The 19,159-nt window shown below is 69.6% G+C and carries 20 protein-coding genes; 10 read left to right on the top strand and 10 right to left on the bottom strand.

The features are described from left to right. Positions 1 to 142: 142 nt before the first annotated feature. Together ABJD39_RS13135 and ABJD39_RS13140 are read left to right on the top strand one after the other, a co-directional pair. Positions 143 to 691, top strand: a complete 549-nt coding sequence (locus ABJD39_RS13135) for a CAP domain-containing protein (RefSeq protein WP_348613649.1) — start codon at positions 143 to 145, stop codon at positions 689 to 691. After that, positions 688 to 1,401: a DsbA family protein gene (locus ABJD39_RS13140; protein WP_348609510.1), complete on the top strand. Its 714-nt coding sequence runs from the start codon at positions 688 to 690 to the stop codon at positions 1,399 to 1,401. The genes ABJD39_RS13135 and ABJD39_RS13140 overlap by 4 nt, the downstream gene beginning before the upstream one ends. Before the next feature lie 44 nt (positions 1,402 to 1,445). Here the strand turns inward: ABJD39_RS13140 and aroC are convergent, their stop codons facing one another. The 3 genes from aroC to ABJD39_RS13155 all read right to left on the bottom strand — a co-directional run bounded on the left by aroC (position 1,446) and on the right by ABJD39_RS13155 (position 5,385). Next, positions 1,446 to 2,633: a chorismate synthase gene (gene aroC / locus ABJD39_RS13145; protein ID WP_348609513.1), complete on the bottom strand. Its 1,188-nt coding sequence runs from the start codon at positions 2,631 to 2,633 to the stop codon at positions 1,446 to 1,448. 91 nt (positions 2,634 to 2,724) lie between these two features. After that, positions 2,725 to 4,107, bottom strand: coding sequence for a cytochrome P450 (locus ABJD39_RS13150; protein ID WP_348609516.1), 1,383 nt, complete (start codon positions 4,105 to 4,107; stop codon positions 2,725 to 2,727). 84 nt (positions 4,108 to 4,191) lie between these two features. Beyond that, the gene (locus ABJD39_RS13155) at positions 4,192 to 5,385 is read right to left on the bottom strand and encodes an iron-containing alcohol dehydrogenase family protein (protein WP_348609519.1); all 1,194 of its coding nucleotides are present in this window, start codon (positions 5,383 to 5,385) and stop codon (positions 4,192 to 4,194) included. A gap of 251 nt (positions 5,386 to 5,636) precedes the next feature. Between ABJD39_RS13155 and ABJD39_RS13160 the strand changes: the two genes are divergently transcribed. After that, complete coding sequence (locus ABJD39_RS13160) at positions 5,637 to 5,831, top strand: hypothetical protein (protein ID WP_348609522.1); 195 nt, start codon at positions 5,637 to 5,639, stop codon at positions 5,829 to 5,831. A gap of 90 nt (positions 5,832 to 5,921) precedes the next feature. On the opposite strand, the gene aroA is transcribed toward ABJD39_RS13160, so the two are convergent. After that, the gene (gene aroA / locus ABJD39_RS13165; RefSeq protein ID WP_348609525.1) at positions 5,922 to 7,244 is read right to left on the bottom strand and encodes a 3-phosphoshikimate 1-carboxyvinyltransferase; all 1,323 of its coding nucleotides are present in this window, start codon (positions 7,242 to 7,244) and stop codon (positions 5,922 to 5,924) included. Between the two features lie 162 nt (positions 7,245 to 7,406). Here aroA and ABJD39_RS13170 point away from each other — a divergent pair, with 162 nt between their 5' ends. The 5 genes from ABJD39_RS13170 to ABJD39_RS13190 all read left to right on the top strand — a co-directional run bounded on the left by ABJD39_RS13170 (position 7,407) and on the right by ABJD39_RS13190 (position 11,820). Then, complete coding sequence (locus ABJD39_RS13170) at positions 7,407 to 7,586, top strand: hypothetical protein (RefSeq protein ID WP_348609528.1); 180 nt, start codon at positions 7,407 to 7,409, stop codon at positions 7,584 to 7,586. 93 nt (positions 7,587 to 7,679) lie between these two features. Then, positions 7,680 to 8,897, top strand: a complete 1,218-nt coding sequence (locus ABJD39_RS13175; RefSeq protein ID WP_348609531.1) for a Xaa-Pro peptidase family protein — start codon at positions 7,680 to 7,682, stop codon at positions 8,895 to 8,897. A gap of 1 nt (position 8,898) precedes the next feature. Next, positions 8,899 to 9,303, top strand: coding sequence for a hypothetical protein (locus ABJD39_RS13180; protein WP_348609534.1), 405 nt, complete (start codon positions 8,899 to 8,901; stop codon positions 9,301 to 9,303). A gap of 90 nt (positions 9,304 to 9,393) precedes the next feature. After that, complete coding sequence (locus ABJD39_RS13185; protein ID WP_348609537.1) at positions 9,394 to 10,209, top strand: prephenate dehydrogenase/arogenate dehydrogenase family protein; 816 nt, start codon at positions 9,394 to 9,396, stop codon at positions 10,207 to 10,209. 180 nt (positions 10,210 to 10,389) lie between these two features. Continuing rightward, complete coding sequence (locus ABJD39_RS13190) at positions 10,390 to 11,820, top strand: small ribosomal subunit Rsm22 family protein (RefSeq protein WP_348609540.1); 1,431 nt, start codon at positions 10,390 to 10,392, stop codon at positions 11,818 to 11,820. A 64-nt stretch (positions 11,821 to 11,884) separates the two neighbouring features. On the opposite strand, the gene ABJD39_RS13195 is transcribed toward ABJD39_RS13190, so the two are convergent. The 5 genes from ABJD39_RS13195 to ABJD39_RS13215 all read right to left on the bottom strand — a co-directional run bounded on the left by ABJD39_RS13195 (position 11,885) and on the right by ABJD39_RS13215 (position 16,454). Then, a complete protein-coding gene (locus ABJD39_RS13195) occupies positions 11,885 to 12,994 on the bottom strand; it encodes an ABC transporter permease (protein ID WP_431357885.1) in 1,110 nt (369 codons plus the stop codon). A gap of 49 nt (positions 12,995 to 13,043) precedes the next feature. Then, the gene (locus tag ABJD39_RS13200) at positions 13,044 to 14,867 is read right to left on the bottom strand and encodes a PrsW family glutamic-type intramembrane protease (protein ID WP_348609542.1); all 1,824 of its coding nucleotides are present in this window, start codon (positions 14,865 to 14,867) and stop codon (positions 13,044 to 13,046) included. Beyond that, positions 14,864 to 15,823 (bottom strand): ABC transporter ATP-binding protein, encoded by a 960-nt coding sequence (locus tag ABJD39_RS13205; protein ID WP_348609544.1) that lies wholly within the window; start codon positions 15,821 to 15,823, stop codon positions 14,864 to 14,866. Before ABJD39_RS13205 ends, ABJD39_RS13200 begins: the two co-directional genes overlap by 4 nt. Before the next feature lie 107 nt (positions 15,824 to 15,930). Then, entirely contained in the window at positions 15,931 to 16,125 is a 195-nt protein-coding gene (locus ABJD39_RS13210; RefSeq protein ID WP_348609546.1) for a hypothetical protein, read from the bottom strand. A gap of 200 nt (positions 16,126 to 16,325) precedes the next feature. After that, a complete protein-coding gene (locus tag ABJD39_RS13215) occupies positions 16,326 to 16,454 on the bottom strand; it encodes a hypothetical protein (protein WP_348609549.1) in 129 nt (42 codons plus the stop codon). Positions 16,455 to 16,722: 268 nt separating this feature from the next. On the opposite strand from ABJD39_RS13215, the gene ABJD39_RS13220 reads away from it, so the two are divergent. Both ABJD39_RS13220 and ABJD39_RS13225 read left to right on the top strand, forming a co-directional pair. Then, positions 16,723 to 17,412, top strand: coding sequence for a carbonic anhydrase (locus tag ABJD39_RS13220; RefSeq protein WP_348609552.1), 690 nt, complete (start codon positions 16,723 to 16,725; stop codon positions 17,410 to 17,412). 92 nt (positions 17,413 to 17,504) lie between these two features. Continuing rightward, positions 17,505 to 18,566: a DUF2891 domain-containing protein gene (locus ABJD39_RS13225; RefSeq protein ID WP_348609556.1), complete on the top strand. Its 1,062-nt coding sequence runs from the start codon at positions 17,505 to 17,507 to the stop codon at positions 18,564 to 18,566. A gap of 47 nt (positions 18,567 to 18,613) precedes the next feature. On the opposite strand, the gene ABJD39_RS13230 is transcribed toward ABJD39_RS13225, so the two are convergent. Further along, positions 18,614 to 18,991 (bottom strand): rhodanese-like domain-containing protein, encoded by a 378-nt coding sequence (locus ABJD39_RS13230; protein WP_348609559.1) that lies wholly within the window; start codon positions 18,989 to 18,991, stop codon positions 18,614 to 18,616. Positions 18,992 to 19,159 lie beyond the last annotated feature (168 nt).

The raw sequence follows: 19,159 nt of genomic DNA on the forward strand, positions 1-19,159 counted from the left end.
ATCTGTCCCAACCGAGGTCGAGACCGTGAATAGAAGACACACGACTGCACTCGCACTTATCGCGATGATATCGTTAGCTGGATGTCTCTCCTCTGTCGGATCGAATCCCGAACCGATCGTCCGTAGCCAAGAGCCAGTAGAAATGGAAGGTTCCAGCCCGCAACCGCCGAAATTTGGCCATCATCAGTCGGATAGCGAGGTCGATACACCCACCCCGTTAGAAAATAAAACTCCACGGGAGGATGTTAATGTTACATTATCTGAAATTATATTAGTCGATAAAATAAATGACTATCGGGCAGATAGTGATTCTGGGCGATTAGTCTCAGACCCCCGACTTGCCCGTATCGCCCGCCATCACTCATACGATATGGCCACACGGGACTTTTTCAACCACACCAATCCCGATGGTGAGACGTTCACCGACCGGGTCCAGGAAAGCAGTTATGCCTGCGGTGGCGGTGGTGAAAATCTCAGAGGTGTCTTTTGGAACAGGAGCTACACGCAAACGGAAGAGGAGCTCGCAGAGGTCATCCTTCGGGGATTCATCCGGTCCCCGGAACACAACACGGGGATGCTCCTTCCGAGCCACGACACCATCGGCGTCGGGATATATATCACCGAGGACGGGCGAACGTACGCGACAGTGAATTTCTGTGACGCTAACCCGGGGGAGGAAAACGAACCATGATACGTCTCGACCACGACTCGACGCGAAGACGCTTCCTCGCGGCCACAGGTACCGCTACACTCGTCGGAACCTCGGGCTGCCTCGGCTGGCTGCGCGGCGACTCCGACAGCGACGAACCCCGCAGCGGTTGGCACACGGAGAAGTTCACGACCGCCGAGGAGACGGAGACCTTCGGCTATCGCGAGGGGACCCGCACGCCCTACGCCGGCGTGAAGCAGATCTACGCGGGCGGCGGCACGCTCGTGCTCGTCTGTTTCGATTACGCCCACGAGCCGTCGATCCGGTGGTGGCGCGAGGAGTTCCCGAAGCTGTCGGACCTGCTCGCGGACGACGCGTTCCGTCCGACGCTGCTCATGTACCCGCTTCCGGTCAACGAGTGGTCGATGCTGCTCCCGAGCGCGGTGTTCGAGGTCCGCGCCCGCGGCACCCGCGCCGACGCGTGGCGGTTTCACGAACTGCTCGTCGAGGCGGCCCCCGACTACTCGTTCGACCTACTGCGGGCGTCGGCTGCGGAGATCGGCGTCGACGGCGACGCGGTACTCGAGGCGGCAGAAGCTCGCCGGCGGCGGAACCAGACGCTGTCCGACCGCGAGTTCGGCCGCGACAGCGGCGTCGACGCGGGGTCCATCCCGGCGTTCCGTTGGGGTACTGATCCGATCGAAGGATCCTCCGCCGCCGATATTCGGGAGTTCGTCGAATCGCGACAATGAGCGAACGAACGGACGCGTTCGTCGACTTCCCAGTCTAACGCGGTTTACTCCTCGTTCTCGGGGCTGCTCGGGTGATACTCGGTGTCGTACTGTCCCACCCGTCCGTCCAGCCGATCGGGGGTGATCCGTCCGCCGAGCAGCATGAAGTCCAGCACGGTACAGTACAGCATCGCCTCGACGACCGGCACCGCCCGCGGCGGAAGTACGGGGTCGTGACGGCCGACGACCTGGACCTGCTTCTCCTCGCCGGTCTCCCAATCGACGGTCGTCTGCTCTTTCGGGATCGAGGTCGGCGCGTGCCAGGTCACCTCGCCGTAGATCGGCTCGCCGGTAGTGATCCCCCCCTGAAGGCCGCCGTGATCGTTGCCGACCGGCACCGGATCGCCCTCCTCGCTGACTGTCTCGGGGTGGTCGCCATCGTCGAATTCCCAGTTCTCGTTGCGGTCGTGGCCCGTGACCTCGCGGGCGTCCCGACCGAGGCCGAACTCGAAGGCCGTCGTCGCGGGGATGGACATCATCGCCTGCCCGAGTCGCGCGGGGACGGAGTCGAACCGTGGCGCGCCGAGCCCACGGGGGACGCCGCGCGCCTCGAACTCGATGGACCCGCCGATGGAGTCGCCCGCCTGCTGGTACTCGTCGATCAACTCACGCATCTCCTCCGCTGTCTCCGGGTGCGCGCAGCGGACCTCGTTCTCCTCGCTGTGTTCGAGCATCTCCTCGAAGCTCACGTCGGGCGCGACGATGTCGCCGATCTGGTTGACGTGGGCTTTGATCTGTACGTCGTAGTCGCTCTGGTCGAGCACCGCCTTCGCGACGGCGCCGCCGGCGACCCAGTTCACCGTCTCGCGCGCCGAGGAGCGCCCGCCGCCGCCCCAGTTTCGCGTGCCGAACTTCGCGGAGTAGGTGTAGTCGCCGTGGCTCGGACGGGGCGCGGTGACGAAGGGCTCGTACTTGCCCGAGCGGGCGTCCTTGTTCTGGATGACCATCCCGATCGGCGTTCCCGTGGTGTAGCCGTCCTGGAGCCCGGAGTTGATCACCACCTCGTCGGGCTCGCCGCGGCTGGTCGTGATCATCGACTGGCCCGGCTTGCGGCGGTCGAGCTCGCGCTGAATGCGCTCCTCGTCCAGTTCCACGCCGGCCGGGACTCCCGAGACCGTACAACCCATGGCCTCGCCGTGGCTCTCGCCGTAGGTGGTCAGCCGGAACAGCCGGCCGAACTCGTTGCCGTTCATGCCCGTGTTCGGTGGGTCGGCGGTATAAAATGCGGCGAAGGTGCGAAGAACCGCCGGCGCGGAGGCGCCCGCGGAGAGAACCGTGACCGCCTCAGTTGCGCTCGTGAAGCCGCATCCGCACGGGCTGCGTGGGCCGGGTGGTGATGCTCGCTTCCAGATTCGCTTCGAGGTCGACCGGGTCGACCACCTCGAACGCGAACCGGCGCAGCAGCGTCGCGAGGATCAGCTTCGCCTCCAGCAGCGCGAAGCGGTCGCCGACGCACCGACGCGGTCCCGAGGAGAACGGGAAGTACGCCAGCGGGTGCAGATCCCGCTCCATCTCGTCGGTCCACCGCTCGGGCCGAAACGCGAGTGGGTCATCATAGTGGGCGGGATCGCGGTGAACGACCCACTGACTGATCGCAACCGGTGTCCCCTCGGGGACCCGGTAGCCGCCGAGTTCCACGTCCTCGGTCGGCTCCCGGAGGATCCCGTGCACCGGCGGGAGCAGTCGCATCGACTCGGTGACGACCTGATCGAGGTACTCGAGATCGCGGACGGTGTCGAAGCCCGCGGGGTCGTCGCCGAGTTCGGTCTCCAGTTCATCGAGCAGCCGTTGCTCGATTTCGGGATGACGTGCGAGCAGGTGAAGCGTGAACGTCAGCGACAGCGCCGTCGTCTCGTGGCCCGCCAACAGCAGCGTCTTCACCTCGTCGCGCACCTGCTCGGCGGCCATGCGCTCCCCGTCGTCGTCTTCAGCGGTGAGCAGCGCCGAGACCACGTCGGCGTCGGGCTCGATCTCGCCCTCGCGAAGCGCGCGCCGTTTCTCGTCGACCAGTTCGTCGACGATGCGATCGAGCGAGGCGACCGCCTCGCGGAGCCGCTCCCGTCCGAGTGTCGGCACCGACGGCGGGAGGAGATCGAGCAGACTGCCGCCGGCGGACTGCTCCATCACGGTGTCGAGCGCGCCGCCGATCGCGGGCGTGCGGTCGCGGATGTCGACGCCCATCAGCGCGCGGGCGACGATATCGAGGGTCAGCCCCATCATGTCGCGGTGGACGTTCCGGACCTCGCCGTCGTCCCAGCGCGCGCTCGTCCGCTCGGTCGTCTCGACCATCATGTCGGCGTAGCCCGCGATGCGGTCGGGCGTGAACGCCGGCTGGATCAGGTGTCGCTGCCGGCGCCAGAAGTCGCCCTCGCTGTTGAGCAGGCCGTTGCCGAGCACCGGCCGGAGCTGCTGCTGAAACAGGTCTCCCTTTACGTACCGCTCGTTCTCGGTGACGAGCACGCGCCGGATGGCGTCCGGGTCGGTCAGGAGGAACACGTCCTGACCGAGGATCTGGTAGCGTGCGACGCCGCCGTATTCGGCGGCGACGCGGTCGCGGAAGGCGAAGAAGTCACGCTGGTTCTCCAGGAACGAACCGAGGAAGGGCAATCCGTCTGGGCCTGGTGCTGCCTCTGGGGGACGTGGAACGGAGGTGTCCGTATCGCTCATGCCGAGCGGTACGAGCCAGCCGCCCATAGCGGTTGGTGAACGCGGGGTGGGTTCCGTGGAGTTGTCGACGGTCCGATCGGTCCCTTAGAATGTCGCATCCAGCACCGCCCGCGCGTCGGCCTCCGTGAGATCGTACCCCTCGGGCGCGTACGCCAGCAACGAATCGGCCGCGGTTACGTGGGCGGCCTCGTCGAGCCCGCCGTCGTCGACGCCGTCGATCGTCGACAGCGACGACGGTAGATCGAGCGCGTCGCGGACGCGCTCCACCTCGGCGATCGCTTGTTCGACCGTTCCGACGCCGAACGCCGCCGTGAGCATCGAGAGATCGACGCCGGCGTCGGCCATCGCCCGCAACGCGTGAGGCGCGACCGCCGCGTGCGCCAGCCCCTGCTGGATGCCGAACGCGTCGCGAAGGCCGTGGCCGAACGCGTGGATCACGTTGATCGTCATCTCGCCCGGCCGCGAGATGCCGTACTGCGCGAGCACGACGCCGGCAACCGCGCGGTCCATCGCCGCCGTGTCGTCGGTCATCTCCGGGAGCCCGTCCGTCAGCAGGCGGACCGCCCGGGTCGCCGTCGCATCGGTGACCGCGGTTCGGTTTCGGGAGTACAGCGACTCGATCGCCTTGTCGAAGCCGTTCATCGCCGATCCCGCGAGCACGCTCTCCGGTGTCGTCTCGAACAGCGCCGGATCGTAGAACAGCGCCTCCGGCATGAGGTCCGCGCCCCCGACGCCCGTCGAGACGACCTCGCTGCCGCCCGCGCCGTCGTCGACCTCGGCGGCGATGCCGGCGATGACCGACAGGTCGGCGCCCGCGAGCGTCGTCGGTACGGGGAACAGGGGCGTCAGGGTTGCGGGGTCGTCCGGGGTCGCGATCCCGCCGGTTTCGGCCACTTCCGCGCGGGCGTCGTCGAGCGACAGGCCGCGGGCACGAAGCACCGATGCGACCGTCGCCACGTCGAGGCTGGAGCCGCCGCCGACGGGGACGAACGCGTCCGCGCCGAGGTCGTCCGCGTGCTCGACAGCGCGGGCGGCCTCCCGCAGGCGCTTGTCGGGCGTCGTGCCCGCGAACACCTCCGCGAGGCGGTCGCCGAGCCCGTCGCCGACGGCGTCCATCAGCTCGGCGTTGCCGGCGACGTTCGACCCGCAGACGACGAGCGCGGTGTCCCGGTCGCGCTCGGCGAGCGCGTCTCCGAGGTCGGCGATACAGTCGCGACCGTAGTGGATCGCGCCGGGATCGTAGTCGAACGCGAACGGCGGCGTGTCGAGCGCGGTCATGTCCACGGGGTCGGTCGCCCCGGCGAAAACGGCGTCGGCGGCGGAAGGGTGGAACGACTCTCGCTGCCTCCGATTGTGGAGTCGTCGAGACGTGTTCGAGGGCGTTCGATCGGACGGCAGGACTCGCCCGATCCGTCGACCACTCCCCGACTACTGATCTGTTCTGTACCGAATCAGTGGACGATATCGAGGATTGCAACCCGATCGGGAGTACGCCTATGACCGTACCGACCGTAGATCCGCATCCAGTCATGTCCGGATTCAACAGACAGACGGCGAGCAGGATCAGCACGATATCGACGGTAGTCGACGCGGCGATGGCGTTCGCCCGCGGCCGACGGAAGGAGGCGCTCGTGCTCCTCGGGGCCGCGGCGCTCTCCACGCGCGTGCCCGGACTCGGAACGGCGGTCTCGCTGCTCTCGCGAGTGGTCCGTCGGCTTCGGTGAATCGCTCGGGCTACCGGCGCGGGTTACCCGTCCAGATCGGCAGATCCCCCGAACAGGTCCGACCGGCGACGCAACTCGCCTCGGCGGCGCCTACTCCGTCGAGACTGCCGCGCCCAAGTCGGCCATCGTCTCGAAGAAACCCGGAAACGACACGTCGACGTGCTCGGCGCCGGTGACGGTCGTCTCGCCGTCAGCTACGAGCCCGGCGACCGTCAACGCCATCACGAGCCGGTGGTCGCCACGGCCGTGAACTGTCGCGCCGCCGAGCGTCGACTCGCCGCCGTGGACCGTCAGCGAGTCCTGCTTCTCGGTCACCTCGGCGCCCAACTTCTCCAGCGACTCGGCCATCGCGGCGACGCGGTCGGTCTCCTTGTAGCGGACGTGCTCGGCGTTCACGATCCTCGTCTCGCCGTCGGCGACGGCGCCCAGCACCGCGATCGTCGGGAGGAGATCGGGCGTGTCGCCCACGTCGACCTCGACGCCCGAGAGCGACGACGCGCGGACGGTAATCTCGCCGGTATCCTCGTCCCAGTCGATGTCGGCGCCCATGCGGTCGAGCACGTCGACGATGGCGGAGTCGCCCTGGGCGCTGGGGCGAGCGCCCTCGACGACGACCGTCTCGCCCTCCGCGGCGGCGACGGCGCCCGCCGCGAGCAGGTACGACATCGAGGAGAAGTCGCCGGGGACGGCGTACTCGTCGGCCTCGTAGGACTGCCCGCCGGGCACCCGAAAGCCCGTCTCCGTGCGCTCGGTGTCGACGCCGAAGTCGGCGAGCACCTCGCGGGTGATCTCGACGTACGGCGCGGACTTGAGCTCGGTTTCCAGGTCGACCTCGATCCCCTCGTCGGTGACCGCGCCGGCCATCAGCAGGGCGGTGACGAACTGCGAGGACACGTCGCCGGGGATGGCGACCGTCCCGCCGGTCATCGCGTCGCCGACGACCAGCGGCGCCTGCTCGTTGCGTCGGGTCGACTCCGCGCGTCCCCCGAGCGACGCGACGGCGTCGAGGAGCGGCCCCTGGGGACGCGACCGCAGCGACCCGTCCCCGGTGAGGACCGCGAGGCCGTCAGTCAGCCCGGCGGCGGCGGTGACCAGCCGCATCGTCGTCCCGGAGTTCGCGCAGTCGATCACGTCGTCGGGAGTGCCGGGTCGTCCCCCGAACCCCGTGACCTCGACGGCCTCGGCGCCGTCGTCACCCCCGTCGTCCTCGTCGCCCTCGTCCGTCCACATGACTTCCCCGCCGAACGCCTCGACCGCACGACCGGTGGCTCTGGGGTCCGCGGAGTCCAGCGGGTCCGTGACGGTCGTGCCCGCTCCGTAGCCGGCCGCGAGGATCGCCCGGTGGGTGTAGCTCTTCGACGGCGGGGCGCGGGCGCGCCCGGCGATCCGGGACGGGGAGACGTGTGCGTCCATGTGCCGGAGATGCGGGCGGCCGGGCAAGTGTGTACCGACCGCGACACCCATTGCGGCGTGGGTGTTTCTGCCGCCGGCCTCGTCGACGACCCTCACGGACACACGTGTCACACCGTATTAGTTTGGCAAAGACACTACAACAGTTATAGTAAATAATACTACATGGACGGAACGCACGCAGAACGTCTTCTCGACGAGCTTCTCGGCCGGGGGCTGGTCGCCGACGAGCGCATCGAGGAGATGCAACGGATCCGCGATTCAGGGGAGGTCTGGGGGGCGCTCGAGTACGCGATGAACGGCGAGATCAGCGAACGGTGGGGATCCGAGGCCGAGGTCGCCTGACATTCGGACGCGACCGCCGGGCACGATCGCGGCTCGCCAGGCGAGTTCCCCGCGACGAAAACGACTATCCCGGCGGTCGCCGCACCCTCCACCATGACACACAGGCTCGACGCGCTCGACGATCTCCTCGCGGCGACCGACGCCGACGCGTACTGCATCGAGGCCGGGAGCGCCGACTCGAACCAGCTGTACCTCTCGGGGTTCGACGCGCCGGATCCGTTCTTCACCGCCTACACCGGCGAGGAGCTCGCGGTCCTCACCTCCGGACTCGAGTACGGTCGCGCGAAGAAGGAGTCGCACGCCGACACGGTCGCCCGGCTCTCCACGTATGACTACGCCGAGCGGGCCGCAGAGGAGAGACATTCGACGGCGCTCTCGGGCGTATACGCCGATTTCCTCGCCGACCTGGGCGTCGAGTCAGCGCTCGTCCCCGAGCGCTTCCCGGTCGGCGTCGCCGACGGGCTTCGCGAGGCCGGGGTCGGGATCGATGTGGACCGTGACGACGTGATCGAGACGGTTCGGGCGACCAAGACCGACGAGGAACTCGACGCGGTCCGTCGCGCGACGGCGGCCAACGAGGCCGCGATGGCGGCCGCCGAGGACCTCATCGCCGCCGCGGACGTGGCCGACGACGGGACGCTCGTGATCGAGGAGGGAGTTGACGGCGGAGACGGCGCGGACAGCGAGCGGACCCCGCTCACCAGCGAGCGCGTGAAAGAGGAGATCGAGGTCACCCTCCTCCGGCACGGCTGCGCGCTCGACGAGACGATCGTCTCCTGCGGTGCCGACGCCGCAGACCCCCACGACCGAGGGTCGGGGCCGCTCCGGGCGGGCGAGAGCGTCATCATCGACATCTTCCCGCGCGAGAAGGCGAGCAAGTACCACTCGGACATGACCCGCACGTTCGCGAAGGGCGGGGCGAGCGACACGATCGCCGAGTGGTTCGAGTTGACCGAGGAGGCGCTGGACGCCGCGCTGGAGGCGGTCGAGTCGGGCGCCACCGGCGCCGAGGTGCACGCCGCCGCCTGCGACGTGTACGAGGAGGCGGGCCACCCGACGCTCCGGTCGGACCCGGACACCGAGACGGGATTCATTCACTCCACGGGGCACGGCGTCGGCCTCGACGTCCACGAGCGGCCGGGGCTCAACCCCCGCGGCGAGGAACTGGAGCCGGGACAGGTGATCACGGTCGAGCCCGGGCTGTACGATCCCGCGGTCGGCGGCGTCCGCATCGAGGACATCGTGATCGTCACCGAGGACGGCTACGAGAACCTCACCGCGGACTACCCCGTGGAGCTGGTGGTGGAGTGAGATGACTGACGACCGCGACGCGCCATCGGACGGCGGCGGCGATGCCTCTGAGGATCTGACGAGCGCCGTCGTCGCCGTCTGCCAGCAGGCCCCGGACGGGATCCGAACCTACACTATCGAGATCGACGCCGAGGGCGCCGATAGCGCCGATATCACGGAGGTCACGCCCGGCCTGCTGGAGGCTCACTTCGAGGTCGTCGAGGGCGGCGTCGGCGAGGACCACGTCACGGTCCGCGCGGTCGACTTCCGCGGCGAGGCGCGCACGGTCGAGGCGGAGACGCTCGTCGGCGTCAGATTCGCCGAGCCGGTGCCGCTGGCGGACGTGCGGATGCGGCTGTTGTCGGCGGAGGACCACGGCGGCGACACGCTCCCGTCGGAGTGGTTCCGGATCTCGGCCGTGGAGTAGCCGACGGAATCAACTCGCCGGCTCCGCCGGCCCCGCGTCGGAACCGCCCCGACCGATACCCTTTCGGTCGCCACACCGATAGCGGGAGGCATGAAGTTGCTCGTCGTCGGCGCCGGGGAGATGGGCCGGTGGGCCGCGCGGACCCTCCGCCCGGTCAGCGAGCGCGTCGCGCTCGCGGACACGAACCCCCAGACCGCGATGGACGCCGCCGAGGACGTCGTCGACGGCCGGGTCGTCCCGCTCGACACCGACGAGTCGTTCGACTGCGTCGTCCTCGCGGTGCCGATCCCCGTCGTCGCCGACGCGGTCGCGAAGTACGCCGCCAACGCCGCCGACGGCGCGATCGTCGACGTGACGGGTGTCATGGGCGACTCGCTGGCCGCGATGGACGAGCACGCGAGCGGCGAGTACGCCAGCTTCCACCCCTTGTTCGCCCCGCCGCGCGGCCCGGGTCGCATCGCGTACGTTCCCGGCGAGTCGGGACCGATCGTCGAGCGCGTCCGCGAGCGACTGCGTGAGGTCGGCAACGACGTGTTCGAGACGACCGCGGGCGACCACGACGACGCGATGGAGAAGGTCCAGACGGGCGCTCACACCGCCGTCCTCGCGTACGCGCTCGCCGCCGGCGACGTGGACGAGCGGTTCCACACCCCCGTCTCCGAGCCGCTGGCCGAGTTGGCGCGCACCGTGACCCAGGGCGAGCCACGGGTGTACGCCGACATCCGCGAGACGTTCGGCGGCGCCGACGCGGTCGCGGAGGCGGCGCGGGCGCTTTCGGCCGCCGACCGCGACGGGTTCGCGGCGCTGTTCGAGCACGCCGGCGACGCCCTCGGCACCGAATCGCGGGTGACGGCCGATAACGACGACTCCCGGACCGGCGACGCCGAGTCGCGAGTCGACGAGTGAGGCGGCCGAGACAGAACCGTTACCCCCGCCGGCCGAGTAGCCGCCGACAATGACTCACTCGCCGCACGCGAGCCCCCACCCGCGGCTGCGGTCGCGCCCGGTCCGCGGTCGCCCCCGGGCGCCGCGGTCGCTGCTGTCGCCGCCGTCGCCGCTGTCGCCGACCCCCGCGAGGTGGTCGCCGTGAGCGTCGACCGCGAGGCGCTGCGCGACACCGCGAAGTACCTCCGCAACGCCCGACCCGTCGACCCCGACGAGGTGTACGAGTACCTTCCCGACCGGCCACACCCGGCGGTCGTGCGCACCGCCCTCCGCGAGGAGGCGTTCGGTCTGGGGCTGTTCGAGCGCGAGGACGGCACGTTCGTCCCCACGAACGACGACCCCGTGGACCCGCCGGGCTGGTCGCTGGAGGCGTTCCCCGACGAGCACGCCGAGGCGATCGAGGACCTGCTGTTCGAGCGCTACGGCCTCGACTGGCACGAGGGCGACTCGGGCGACGCGCTCCGCGAGACGATCGACCGGCTGAAGGAGAACTACTACCGCGGCAGGCCCGTCGAGTACGACGCCGACGCCGCGCTCGCGTACGCGGTCTACCACCAGCCGGACTTCTACGCCGCCGTCGGCTACGTCCTCGACCGACTCGCCGACCGCGGGTTGCTCCCCCGGACGCTCCGCGTGCTCGACGTGGGCGCGGGCACCGGCGGTCCCGCGATGGGCCTCCACGACTACCTCCCGGATGACGCGCTGGTCGACTACCACGCGATCGAACCGACCGCGAACGCGGACGTGCTGGACGAGGTGCTCGAGGACACCCGACCGAACTTCCACACCACGGTCCACCGCGAGACCGCGGAGGCGTTCGATCCGGACGAGCGTGCCGTCGACGAGGTCGACCTCGTCCTCTTCGGCAACGTCCTCTCGGAGTTGGACGACCCCGAGGCGGTCGTCTCCCGCTATCTCGACGCGCTCGCCGCCGACGGCTCGTGCGTTCTGCTGGCGCCGGCGGACCTGAACACCTCGACGGAGCTGCGCCGCGTCGAACGCGCGCTGACCCCGCCCGGCGGCGACGTGAGCGTGTACGCGCCCGACCTGCGGCTGTGGCCCGGCGACGTGCCGAGCGACCGCGGGTGGTCGTTCGAGGAGCGCCCGGATCTCGCTGTCCCCTCCTTCCAGCGGAAGCTCGACGACGCGGCGACGCGCGCGTACGACGAGGAGCCGGGCACCTACGTCAACACGGACGTGAAGTTCTCGTGGGTGATCCTTCGCCCCGATGGGGAACGACGCCATCCGGTCGTCGCCGGCGCCGAGCGCCACCACCGGATGACCGACTCCGAGGACCACGTCACCGACCGGGTGAACCTCCTCGCGGTGAAGCTCTCGGACGACCTCGCGCCCGACGACGCGAACCCCCTGTTCAAGGTCGGCGACGGCAGCGAGCAGTTGGAGCACTACCTCGTGCTCACGGGCGAGTCGGCGCTCAACCGCGACCTGCGGGAGGCGCCGTACGGCGCGATCCTCTCGGTCGAGAACGTCCTGATCCTCTGGAACGACGACGAGGGCGCATACAACCTCGTGTGCGGGAAGGAGACGGTCGTGGACATGGTCGCGGCCTGAGGCGGGGTCGGGACGTTCCGGGGGAGCGATCGCGATCGCCGGCGACCCAGCCCGGCCCGTCGTTTCAGGCCGACCCGTAGCGCGCCACGCCGACGCGTGCGACCGCGACGGCGACGCCGCCGGCGACGAGCACGGCGGCGACCGCGAGGTACGACGCGGGGTCGGGGCTGCCGACGGCCAGCTTCGCGGCGACGTTCGCGGGGTTGGCGGGCGACAGCGCCGCCGCGCCGAACAGCCCGAGCACGCCCAGCGAGTACACGGTCTGTGCGGCCCGCCTGTCGGGCGCAGTGAGCGCCAGCGCGGCCCCGAGCGCCGTCACCAGCGCCGCCAGCCCCGCGGTGAGCGCGAGCAGCCCCAGCACGCCCGCGACGGTCACGAGCGCGCTCGGCGAGGGCGCGATGGCGGTACCGTTGACCGACAACAGCGCCAGCCACAGCGCCGCCTGGATCGGCGCGAGGCCGGCGGCCGCCAGCAGCTTCCCCTCGACGATGTCGGTCATCGTGACGGGGGCGACCCGGAGCAGCTCCAGCGTCCCGCGCTCCAGTTCCTCGGTGAGCGAGTCGACCGTCACCGACCCGGCGATGAACACCGGGAGGAACAACAGCAGCGGGACGAGCACCGTGTAGGTGAAGCCGAAGTACGGTGACGAGCCGGCCCGCGGCGGCAGTTCCAGGGTCTCCGCCGTCAGCGAGGCCGAGCGCTGGTCGCGCTCCAGCCGCTCGAACGCCCGCAGCGCCTCTCGGGCGCGCACGACGACCAGCGTCGTCCCGACGTTGCCGTCGGGGACGAGCACACGGACCTCAAGGGTGCCGCGTTCGGTCGCGGTCGCCAACATCGCCGCGTCGACCCGCCCGTCGGCGAACGCGTCGGCGGCGGCCTGCCGGGTCGGGTAGCGCCGGGCGTCCATCCCGTCGGTCCCCCCGACCGCGGCCGCGAGGTCCCCGGCGTCGTCGCCGGCGACGGCCGTCTCCACCGAGTAGCCCGCCGCGGCGCCGGGGTCGTACAGGGAGACGAGGCCGACGACGAGGAACGACGAGAACGCCGCCACGAACAGCTGGATCAACAGCGCCAGCAGGATCGTCTTCTCCGAGCGCAGCGACGCCAACTCGCGCTTCGCGATCGTCCAGCGCGGATCCTTGTTCGCGCGCTCGCCCGCAGCGACGGTGCCGGGGATCGGGTTCGGGGCGTTCTCGGGAGCGCCTCTCGCAGCCTCCCCACGATCGCTATCCAAGGGTGCTCACCACCGTGAAGTCGTAGGCGAAGTGAATCGCCATCGCGACGAGCAGGGTCCCGGCCCACGCGCGCCGTCCACGCGTCGCGCCGACGGCGCCGGTCGCCGCCGTGACGACGTGCAGCGCGAGCGGGAGCGCCAACAGCCCGAGCCCCGCGATCGGGCCGAGTCCCCCGCCCATCCCCGAGGTGCCGAACGCCGCCTGCCCCAGCGGGAGCGAGCCGAGCCCGACGACCTGAACCACGGCCGTCGCCTTCTCGGCGACGAAGAAGCCGGCGCCAGACAGCGCGCCCAGCTTCAGCGCCGTCGGGAGGTCGCGCTCGAAGCGCGACTGGTGGAAGCCGGCGTACACGCCGACGCCCTTGGCGACCTCCTCGACGACCGCGACGACGACGAGCAGGGCGACGATCGCGGCGCCTTGCGGCAGCGCGAACAGCACCGCGATCCCGAGCAGCTCGGCGACGAACACGAACGGGATCGACAGCGCGGCCAGCAGCGCCACGTCGCGCGGGCGGTGCAGGTGCACCGCGAGCGCGTCGAGGAACTTCAGCGGCACCGCGCGCTGGGTGAACATGTCCTCCTCGCGGTAGACGCCGATCCCCATGGCGAACAGGGTGCCCGCGACGAGGTAGAACGGCCCCGTCGAGAACAGGTACTCCGCGACCGACACCGCCTCGCCCTGCAGGTCGCGGACGACGAGCGTCAGCGGCGAGATGAGCGCCACCGGCGTCACGGTCGCGAAGATGGCGGGCACGAACGCGTACGTCGTCAGCGCCACCGAGACCGTGACCGTGACGAAGGTGAGCTCCTTGAACGACCGCGCGAACATCGCGCCGACGAACGTCGCCGCGAGGAACACCAACGCGATCGGGAACACCGCCGCCACCGAGAGCGGTCCGCCGCCGACGGCGACGGCGATGAGCGTCGTCGCCGCGAGCGCGACCCCCGCGTACGGGAGCGTCTTGCCCGCGACGATGTCCGTCCGCGACAGCGGCGCGACGAGCAGTAGCTCGCCCCGGCGGTTGATCCGCTCGTTGAGGATCGTGGACCCGTACGCCTGGATGACGAAGTTCATCGGCACGAGGAACGCGAACGCGAGCACGAGCGAGGAAAACGGGAACGGCGGCGAGATCTCCGCCGGCGACCCGGTCGGCTGGCCGCCGAACAGCGACCCCATGGCGCCGCCGAAGTCGGGGACGCCGAGGCCGCTCCCGGCACCGCCGTCATCGCCGCCCCCCGATCCGGCGGATCCGTCGCTCGCGCCGTCGTCGCCGCCGGCGTCACCGGTTCCGTCGCCGCCGGTCGCGTCATCTCCGCCCGCGCCTGCTGTTCCGTCGGCGGCGCCGACCTGCTGGGTCGCGCGCTCGACGTAGCTGAGGGTGACGCCGACCGGGAACGCGGCCGACTGATTCTCCTCTGCGAGCAACAGCCGGTTGTTGTGCCGCTCGACGGCCGACCGGAAGGCGCCGACCGCGGCCTGTCCCTTCCGGGTGTCGGCCACCGAGACGGTGGCCTCGCGGTCCGACGGGTCCCGGTCGTCGACGTACACGTCGGCGTTCGGTGCGCCTTCCGGGACCGCCTCCAGCGGCGTCGAGTCGCTGACTGGCTCGTGGTACGGGCTGTCCGGGCTGACCGCCACCGCGTAGATGTCCTCGTCGAGCGCGACGCCGCCGGCGAACAGGCCGCCCGCGGCGACGCCGACAGTCAACAGGAGCGCGACGGCGCCGAGGACGGCGGTCTTCCGGTCGACGCTGCCGGTCGCCCGGGACACCTCCCAGCGCGCGACCCGGAGCAGCTTCCGGGGGGAGACGCTCACTCCGCGGCCTCCGGCTGTTCGGACGGCTCCGACGACTCGCGCCCTCGGTCACCGTCGGTCGAGCCGGGGTCAACCCTCCGGCTCCCCGGCATCGGCTGACCGGCCACGTCGAGGAAGATCTCCTCCAGCGTCGACTCGCGCGTCCGGATGTCGACGACCTCGGCGCCGGCGTCGGCCGCCGCCTCGCGGATGTCCTCGACGGCGTCCATCGAGTCGACGGTCGACACGTGGCGGTCGCCGTCGGGCTCGCTGCCCTCGACGGGGACGGTCGTGAACACGCGATACGTCGTCTCGCCGTGTTCTGCGCGGATCTCCTCGACCGTGCCGCGCGCGACGATCTCGCCCTCGTTCATAATCACGACGCGGTCGCACACCGACTCGACGTGATAGAGGTTGTGCGCCGAGAACAGCACTGTCTTGCCGGCGTCGGCGAGTTCGCGGACGTACTCCAACACGTAGTTGGTCGTCAGCGGGTCGAGCCCGGACGCCGGTTCGTCGTAGATGAGCACATCGGGATCGTTGACCAGCGATCGCGCGATCGCGACCTTCCGCTTCATCCCCTTCGAGACGTCGCCAAGCCGCCGGTCACGATGCTCCAGTTCGAGGTCGTCGAGCGCGGTCTCGATCCGTCGGTTCGCGGTCTCGCGCGGCACGTCGTACAGGTCCGCGAAAAAGCGGAGGTAGCTCCGCGCGGTCATGTCCTCGTACAGCGGCGATTCCTCCGGGAGAAACCCCAACGCGGTCCGAGTCTCGGGGTCGCCCGCGGGCTCGCCGGCGACGCGAACGGCGCCGGCCGTCGGCTCGATGAGCCCCGCGAGCGTCTTGAGTGTCGTCGTCTTGCCGGCCCCGTTCGGGCCGACGACGCCGAATATCTCCCCCGGCTCCACGTCGAAGGTACTCCCGTGCACGGCGACGAAGTCGCCATACACCTTCCGCAGGCCGTCGACGGTTATCACACCGTCCGATTCGCTCCCGTCGATAAGAGCCCGTCGCCGCGCCTATCGGCCGTGAGAACGCCGTCGCGTCCGGTTCACCGACGCAGCGGTTTCACACCGTGATCCACTCACTTCGGCGGCCGGTACTCGACGTAGCCGAACGTCGTGTACCGCTCCGAGGTCTCGATCGGCTCGACGGCGTCGATGCCGTACGGGCTGTCAACCGATCGGGGCGTCGTCGGGTGCTCCCTTGGCGACGACGCCGCGTCGGTGTCCGTCGCGGCCACTGCCGTGTACGAACCGAAGGTGCTCTGGTGTGACATGTATCACACTACGTGTTCCACCGGGATAGGTGTTTGACAGGTTACTCTATACTGAGTGAACTTCTATACGGCGTTCCGTGGCCCACGAACCGAACAGTCGTTACGGACGCGCCGAACCGAACGCTCGAGGCGACCAATACGATGTGGCAGTCGCTCCGGGGCGGGAGGTCACTACGGAGCCGATCAGTGTCGGTGAGAACTCAGTCGTCGTCGCGGTCGCCGCCGTCGGTTCGGGGTTCGGGTTTCTCGTTGCCTCGTTCCCAGACGCGGTCGGCGGAGGCGCCGTGCGGTGCGGTGTGGCTGACGTCGGCCATGGTCCGTTCTGTCATCGTGGCTGCGAAAAACACTTCCCGGTATTTGAGCGTTGCATGGGACTACCTTAGACACACAATACCATATTAGGATATTTATATACCTTCGACACCCGGATCCACATCCGATCAGATCTCGGGAGACGATCGGCTCGACGCTCCCGGCACTGTCCACCTTCACCGGATCGAGCGCGTCGGTCTCGACGGCCACGTCTCGGTCACGGTCGAGCGCCGCCGCTCGTCCCGACGGGGCAGACATATGTAGACGGACGTAGACCGCGTCGACATGAACCGGACGATCGTCGACCTACTTGCCGACAACGCCGAGCACGCCGGCGCGTTCGCCGGCCGCTTCGACGAGGTCCAGGACGGACAACAGCCCGAGGCGGTGACGGTCTGCTGTTCGGACTCGCGGGTGTTACAGGACCAGATCTTCGGCAACGAGACGCCCGGGCGGCTGTTCACCTGCGGCAACATCGGCAACCGCGTCGTCCAGCGGACCGACGCCGGGGAGGTCGTCTCCGGCGACGTGCTGTACCCGTTAGCGCACACGGGAACCCGGACGGCAGTCGTCGTCGGTCACACCGGCTGTGGCGCCGTGACGGCGACCTACCGCGCGCTCACGGGAGACCTCGACGCGGACAGCGAGCCACCGGGGATCGAACACTGCGTCAGCCTGCTCGCCCCTCACCTCGAACCGGGTGTCGACCTACTTTCCGGCGATCTCGACGACGCCGAGGCCGTGAACCGGCTCGTGGAGTACAACGTCGACCGACAGGTCGATCGCCTCGTCGACAGCGACGACGTGCCCGCCGACACGGACGTGGTCGGCGTCGTCTACGATTTTCAGGACGTCTACGGCGGCGAGCGCGGCGAGGTCCACGTGATCAACGTCGACGGCGAGCGCGATCCAGAGGCGCTACGGGCAGCCCACGAGGCGGTCGCCGACCGGGTCCGCCGGCTCTGGACCTACTGACACGACGCCCCCGGACTGGCTGCTCCGCTACCGGATGTGACCGGATCGCACGGGGGCGACCGATTGAAACCGGCCGGGACAGATCTCCGTGCATGAACGACCTCTCCCCGTCCGACGACGCGGCGCTGATCGCTGGTCGCGCCGACTGGATCGACGCCGACGCGGCCGCGCGCCTGACCGCCCACCCGCTCGACGGCGTCGACACCGAGTACCCGCACGCGACGGGCGCGATCGATGGCCCCGACGACGTGACGCCGCCGCGCGAGCGCCACCCCGTCTTCTACGGCTGCTTCGACTGGCACTCGGCGGTCCACAGCCACTGGTGCCTGGTCCGGGCGCTGCGACTGTTCCCCGAACACCCCGACCGAGACGAACTCGTCGCCGGCATCGACGAGCGACTGACACCCGAGCGCGTCGCCGGCGAGGTAGCGTGGTTCGACGACCGCGAGACGTTCGAGCGCCCGTACGGCTGGGCGTGGCTGCTCGCGCTCGCCGCCGAACTCGACCGGTGGGACGATCCGCGGGCGGATCGGTGGGGTGACGCTCTCCGTCCGCTGGAGGAGCGGATCCGCGCGCTCGTCGCGGAGCGGTTCCTCCCGATGGAACGCCCCCATCGGGTCGGGACGCACGGAAACACCGCCTTCGCGCTCTCGCTGACCCTCGATTACGCTCGAACGGTCGGCGACGACGCGCTCGAATCGGAAGCCGTGGAGACAGCGCTCGACTGCTACCGGGACGACGCCGACGCGCCGGTCGGGTACGAGCCGCTGGGTTGGGACTTCCTCTCACCCACGCTCGCGGAGGCTGACCTCATGCGTCGCGTCCTCGATCCGGAACCGTTCGCCGCGTGGTTCGACGGGTTCCTTCCCGAGATGGACGCGCTTCCCTCGCCCGTCTCGGTCGCGGACGGCGAGGGCGGCGTCGCACTCCACTTGGTCGGGTTGAACGTCTCGCGAGCGTGGATGCTCGCCGGTGTCGCCGACGCGCTGCCGACCGGGGCGCGGCGGGAGGCGATCCGAGCGGCCGCCCGCACGCACGCCCGCCGCGGGGTCGAGAAGGCGTTCACGGACGATTACGCGGGGTCACACTGGCTGTCCTCGTTCGTCTGCTACCTCCTCACGCGCAACGAGGGTGGGATCGGAGTCCCGAGGTGAGTGGGATCGGGGTCACGCGCTGACGTGTTCGGTGGAGAACGTCGACGCTACAGTGCCGATTTGAGATCCCAGATCAGCGACCGGATCCTGTACCCGATCGAGTCCTTCCGGTAGCCGTTCCAGCCGCTGATGCCGCCCGTGAGCGTCGCGGCATCGTACCCCGCGGCGTCGAGCACGCCCGTCGCGCGTTTGGCGACGACGCCCATCTTGCATACGACGACCACGTCCTCGCCGCGGGGGATCTCGTCGAAGTGTGCGCGGAGGGCGGCGTCGTCCCCGCCTCGGAGGTCGTCGTAGACGGACACGTTGTGGCTGCCGTCGATCGCAGTCCGTTCAAAGGCCGACCGCGGGCGAATATCCAGCACGAACGGAGCGTCGCCGCCGTCGAGGCGGTCGTCCAGTTCCTCGGGACGGATGCTACTCATTGGTGGTGTCTTGTCCTCAGCGTTCAAACTCGTGGCGCTTTCGTGAACGGAGCGGGCGGTCGCCGACGGCTCCCGACTCTCCCGCTGCACCACCTCGTTCAACTCGCCAGCTAACGCACTACAGCCGAGTTCCTATCGCGACTTCCTTCGTTGTATCGGGCTCTGCAC

Origin of the sequence: Halobaculum rarum, assembly GCF_040025155.1 — an archaeon.
Lineage (GTDB): Archaea > Halobacteriota > Halobacteria > Halobacteriales > Haloferacaceae > Halobaculum > Halobaculum rarum.

What these genes read in the sequence shown, in the direction of transcription:
- ABJD39_RS13220 (WP_348609552.1), top strand. Translation starts at nt 16,723, where the DNA reads ATGAACCGGACGATCGTCGACCTACTTGCCGACAACGCCGAGCACGCC.
- ABJD39_RS13180 (WP_348609534.1), top strand. Translation starts at nt 8,899, where the DNA reads ATGACTGACGACCGCGACGCGCCATCGGACGGCGGCGGCGATGCCTCT.
- ABJD39_RS13175 (WP_348609531.1), top strand. Translation starts at nt 7,680, where the DNA reads ATGACACACAGGCTCGACGCGCTCGACGATCTCCTCGCGGCGACCGAC.
- ABJD39_RS13225 (WP_348609556.1), top strand. Translation starts at nt 17,505, where the DNA reads ATGAACGACCTCTCCCCGTCCGACGACGCGGCGCTGATCGCTGGTCGC.
- ABJD39_RS13230 (WP_348609559.1), bottom strand. Translation starts at nt 18,991, where the DNA reads ATGAGTAGCATCCGTCCCGAGGAACTGGACGACCGCCTCGACGGCGGC.
- ABJD39_RS13160 (WP_348609522.1), top strand. Translation starts at nt 5,637, where the DNA reads ATGTCCGGATTCAACAGACAGACGGCGAGCAGGATCAGCACGATATCG.
- ABJD39_RS13135 (WP_348613649.1), top strand. Translation starts at nt 143, where the DNA reads ATGGAAGGTTCCAGCCCGCAACCGCCGAAATTTGGCCATCATCAGTCG.
- ABJD39_RS13150 (WP_348609516.1), bottom strand. Translation starts at nt 4,107, where the DNA reads ATGAGCGATACGGACACCTCCGTTCCACGTCCCCCAGAGGCAGCACCA.
- ABJD39_RS13210 (WP_348609546.1), bottom strand. Translation starts at nt 16,125, where the DNA reads ATGTCACACCAGAGCACCTTCGGTTCGTACACGGCAGTGGCCGCGACG.
- ABJD39_RS13140 (WP_348609510.1), top strand. Translation starts at nt 688, where the DNA reads ATGATACGTCTCGACCACGACTCGACGCGAAGACGCTTCCTCGCGGCC.
- ABJD39_RS13170 (WP_348609528.1), top strand. Translation starts at nt 7,407, where the DNA reads ATGGACGGAACGCACGCAGAACGTCTTCTCGACGAGCTTCTCGGCCGG.
- ABJD39_RS13185 (WP_348609537.1), top strand. Translation starts at nt 9,394, where the DNA reads ATGAAGTTGCTCGTCGTCGGCGCCGGGGAGATGGGCCGGTGGGCCGCG.
- aroA (WP_348609525.1), bottom strand. Translation starts at nt 7,244, where the DNA reads ATGGACGCACACGTCTCCCCGTCCCGGATCGCCGGGCGCGCCCGCGCC.
- ABJD39_RS13155 (WP_348609519.1), bottom strand. Translation starts at nt 5,385, where the DNA reads ATGACCGCGCTCGACACGCCGCCGTTCGCGTTCGACTACGATCCCGGC.
- ABJD39_RS13215 (WP_348609549.1), bottom strand. Translation starts at nt 16,454, where the DNA reads ATGACAGAACGGACCATGGCCGACGTCAGCCACACCGCACCGCACGGC.
- aroC (WP_348609513.1), bottom strand. Translation starts at nt 2,633, where the DNA reads ATGAACGGCAACGAGTTCGGCCGGCTGTTCCGGCTGACCACCTACGGC.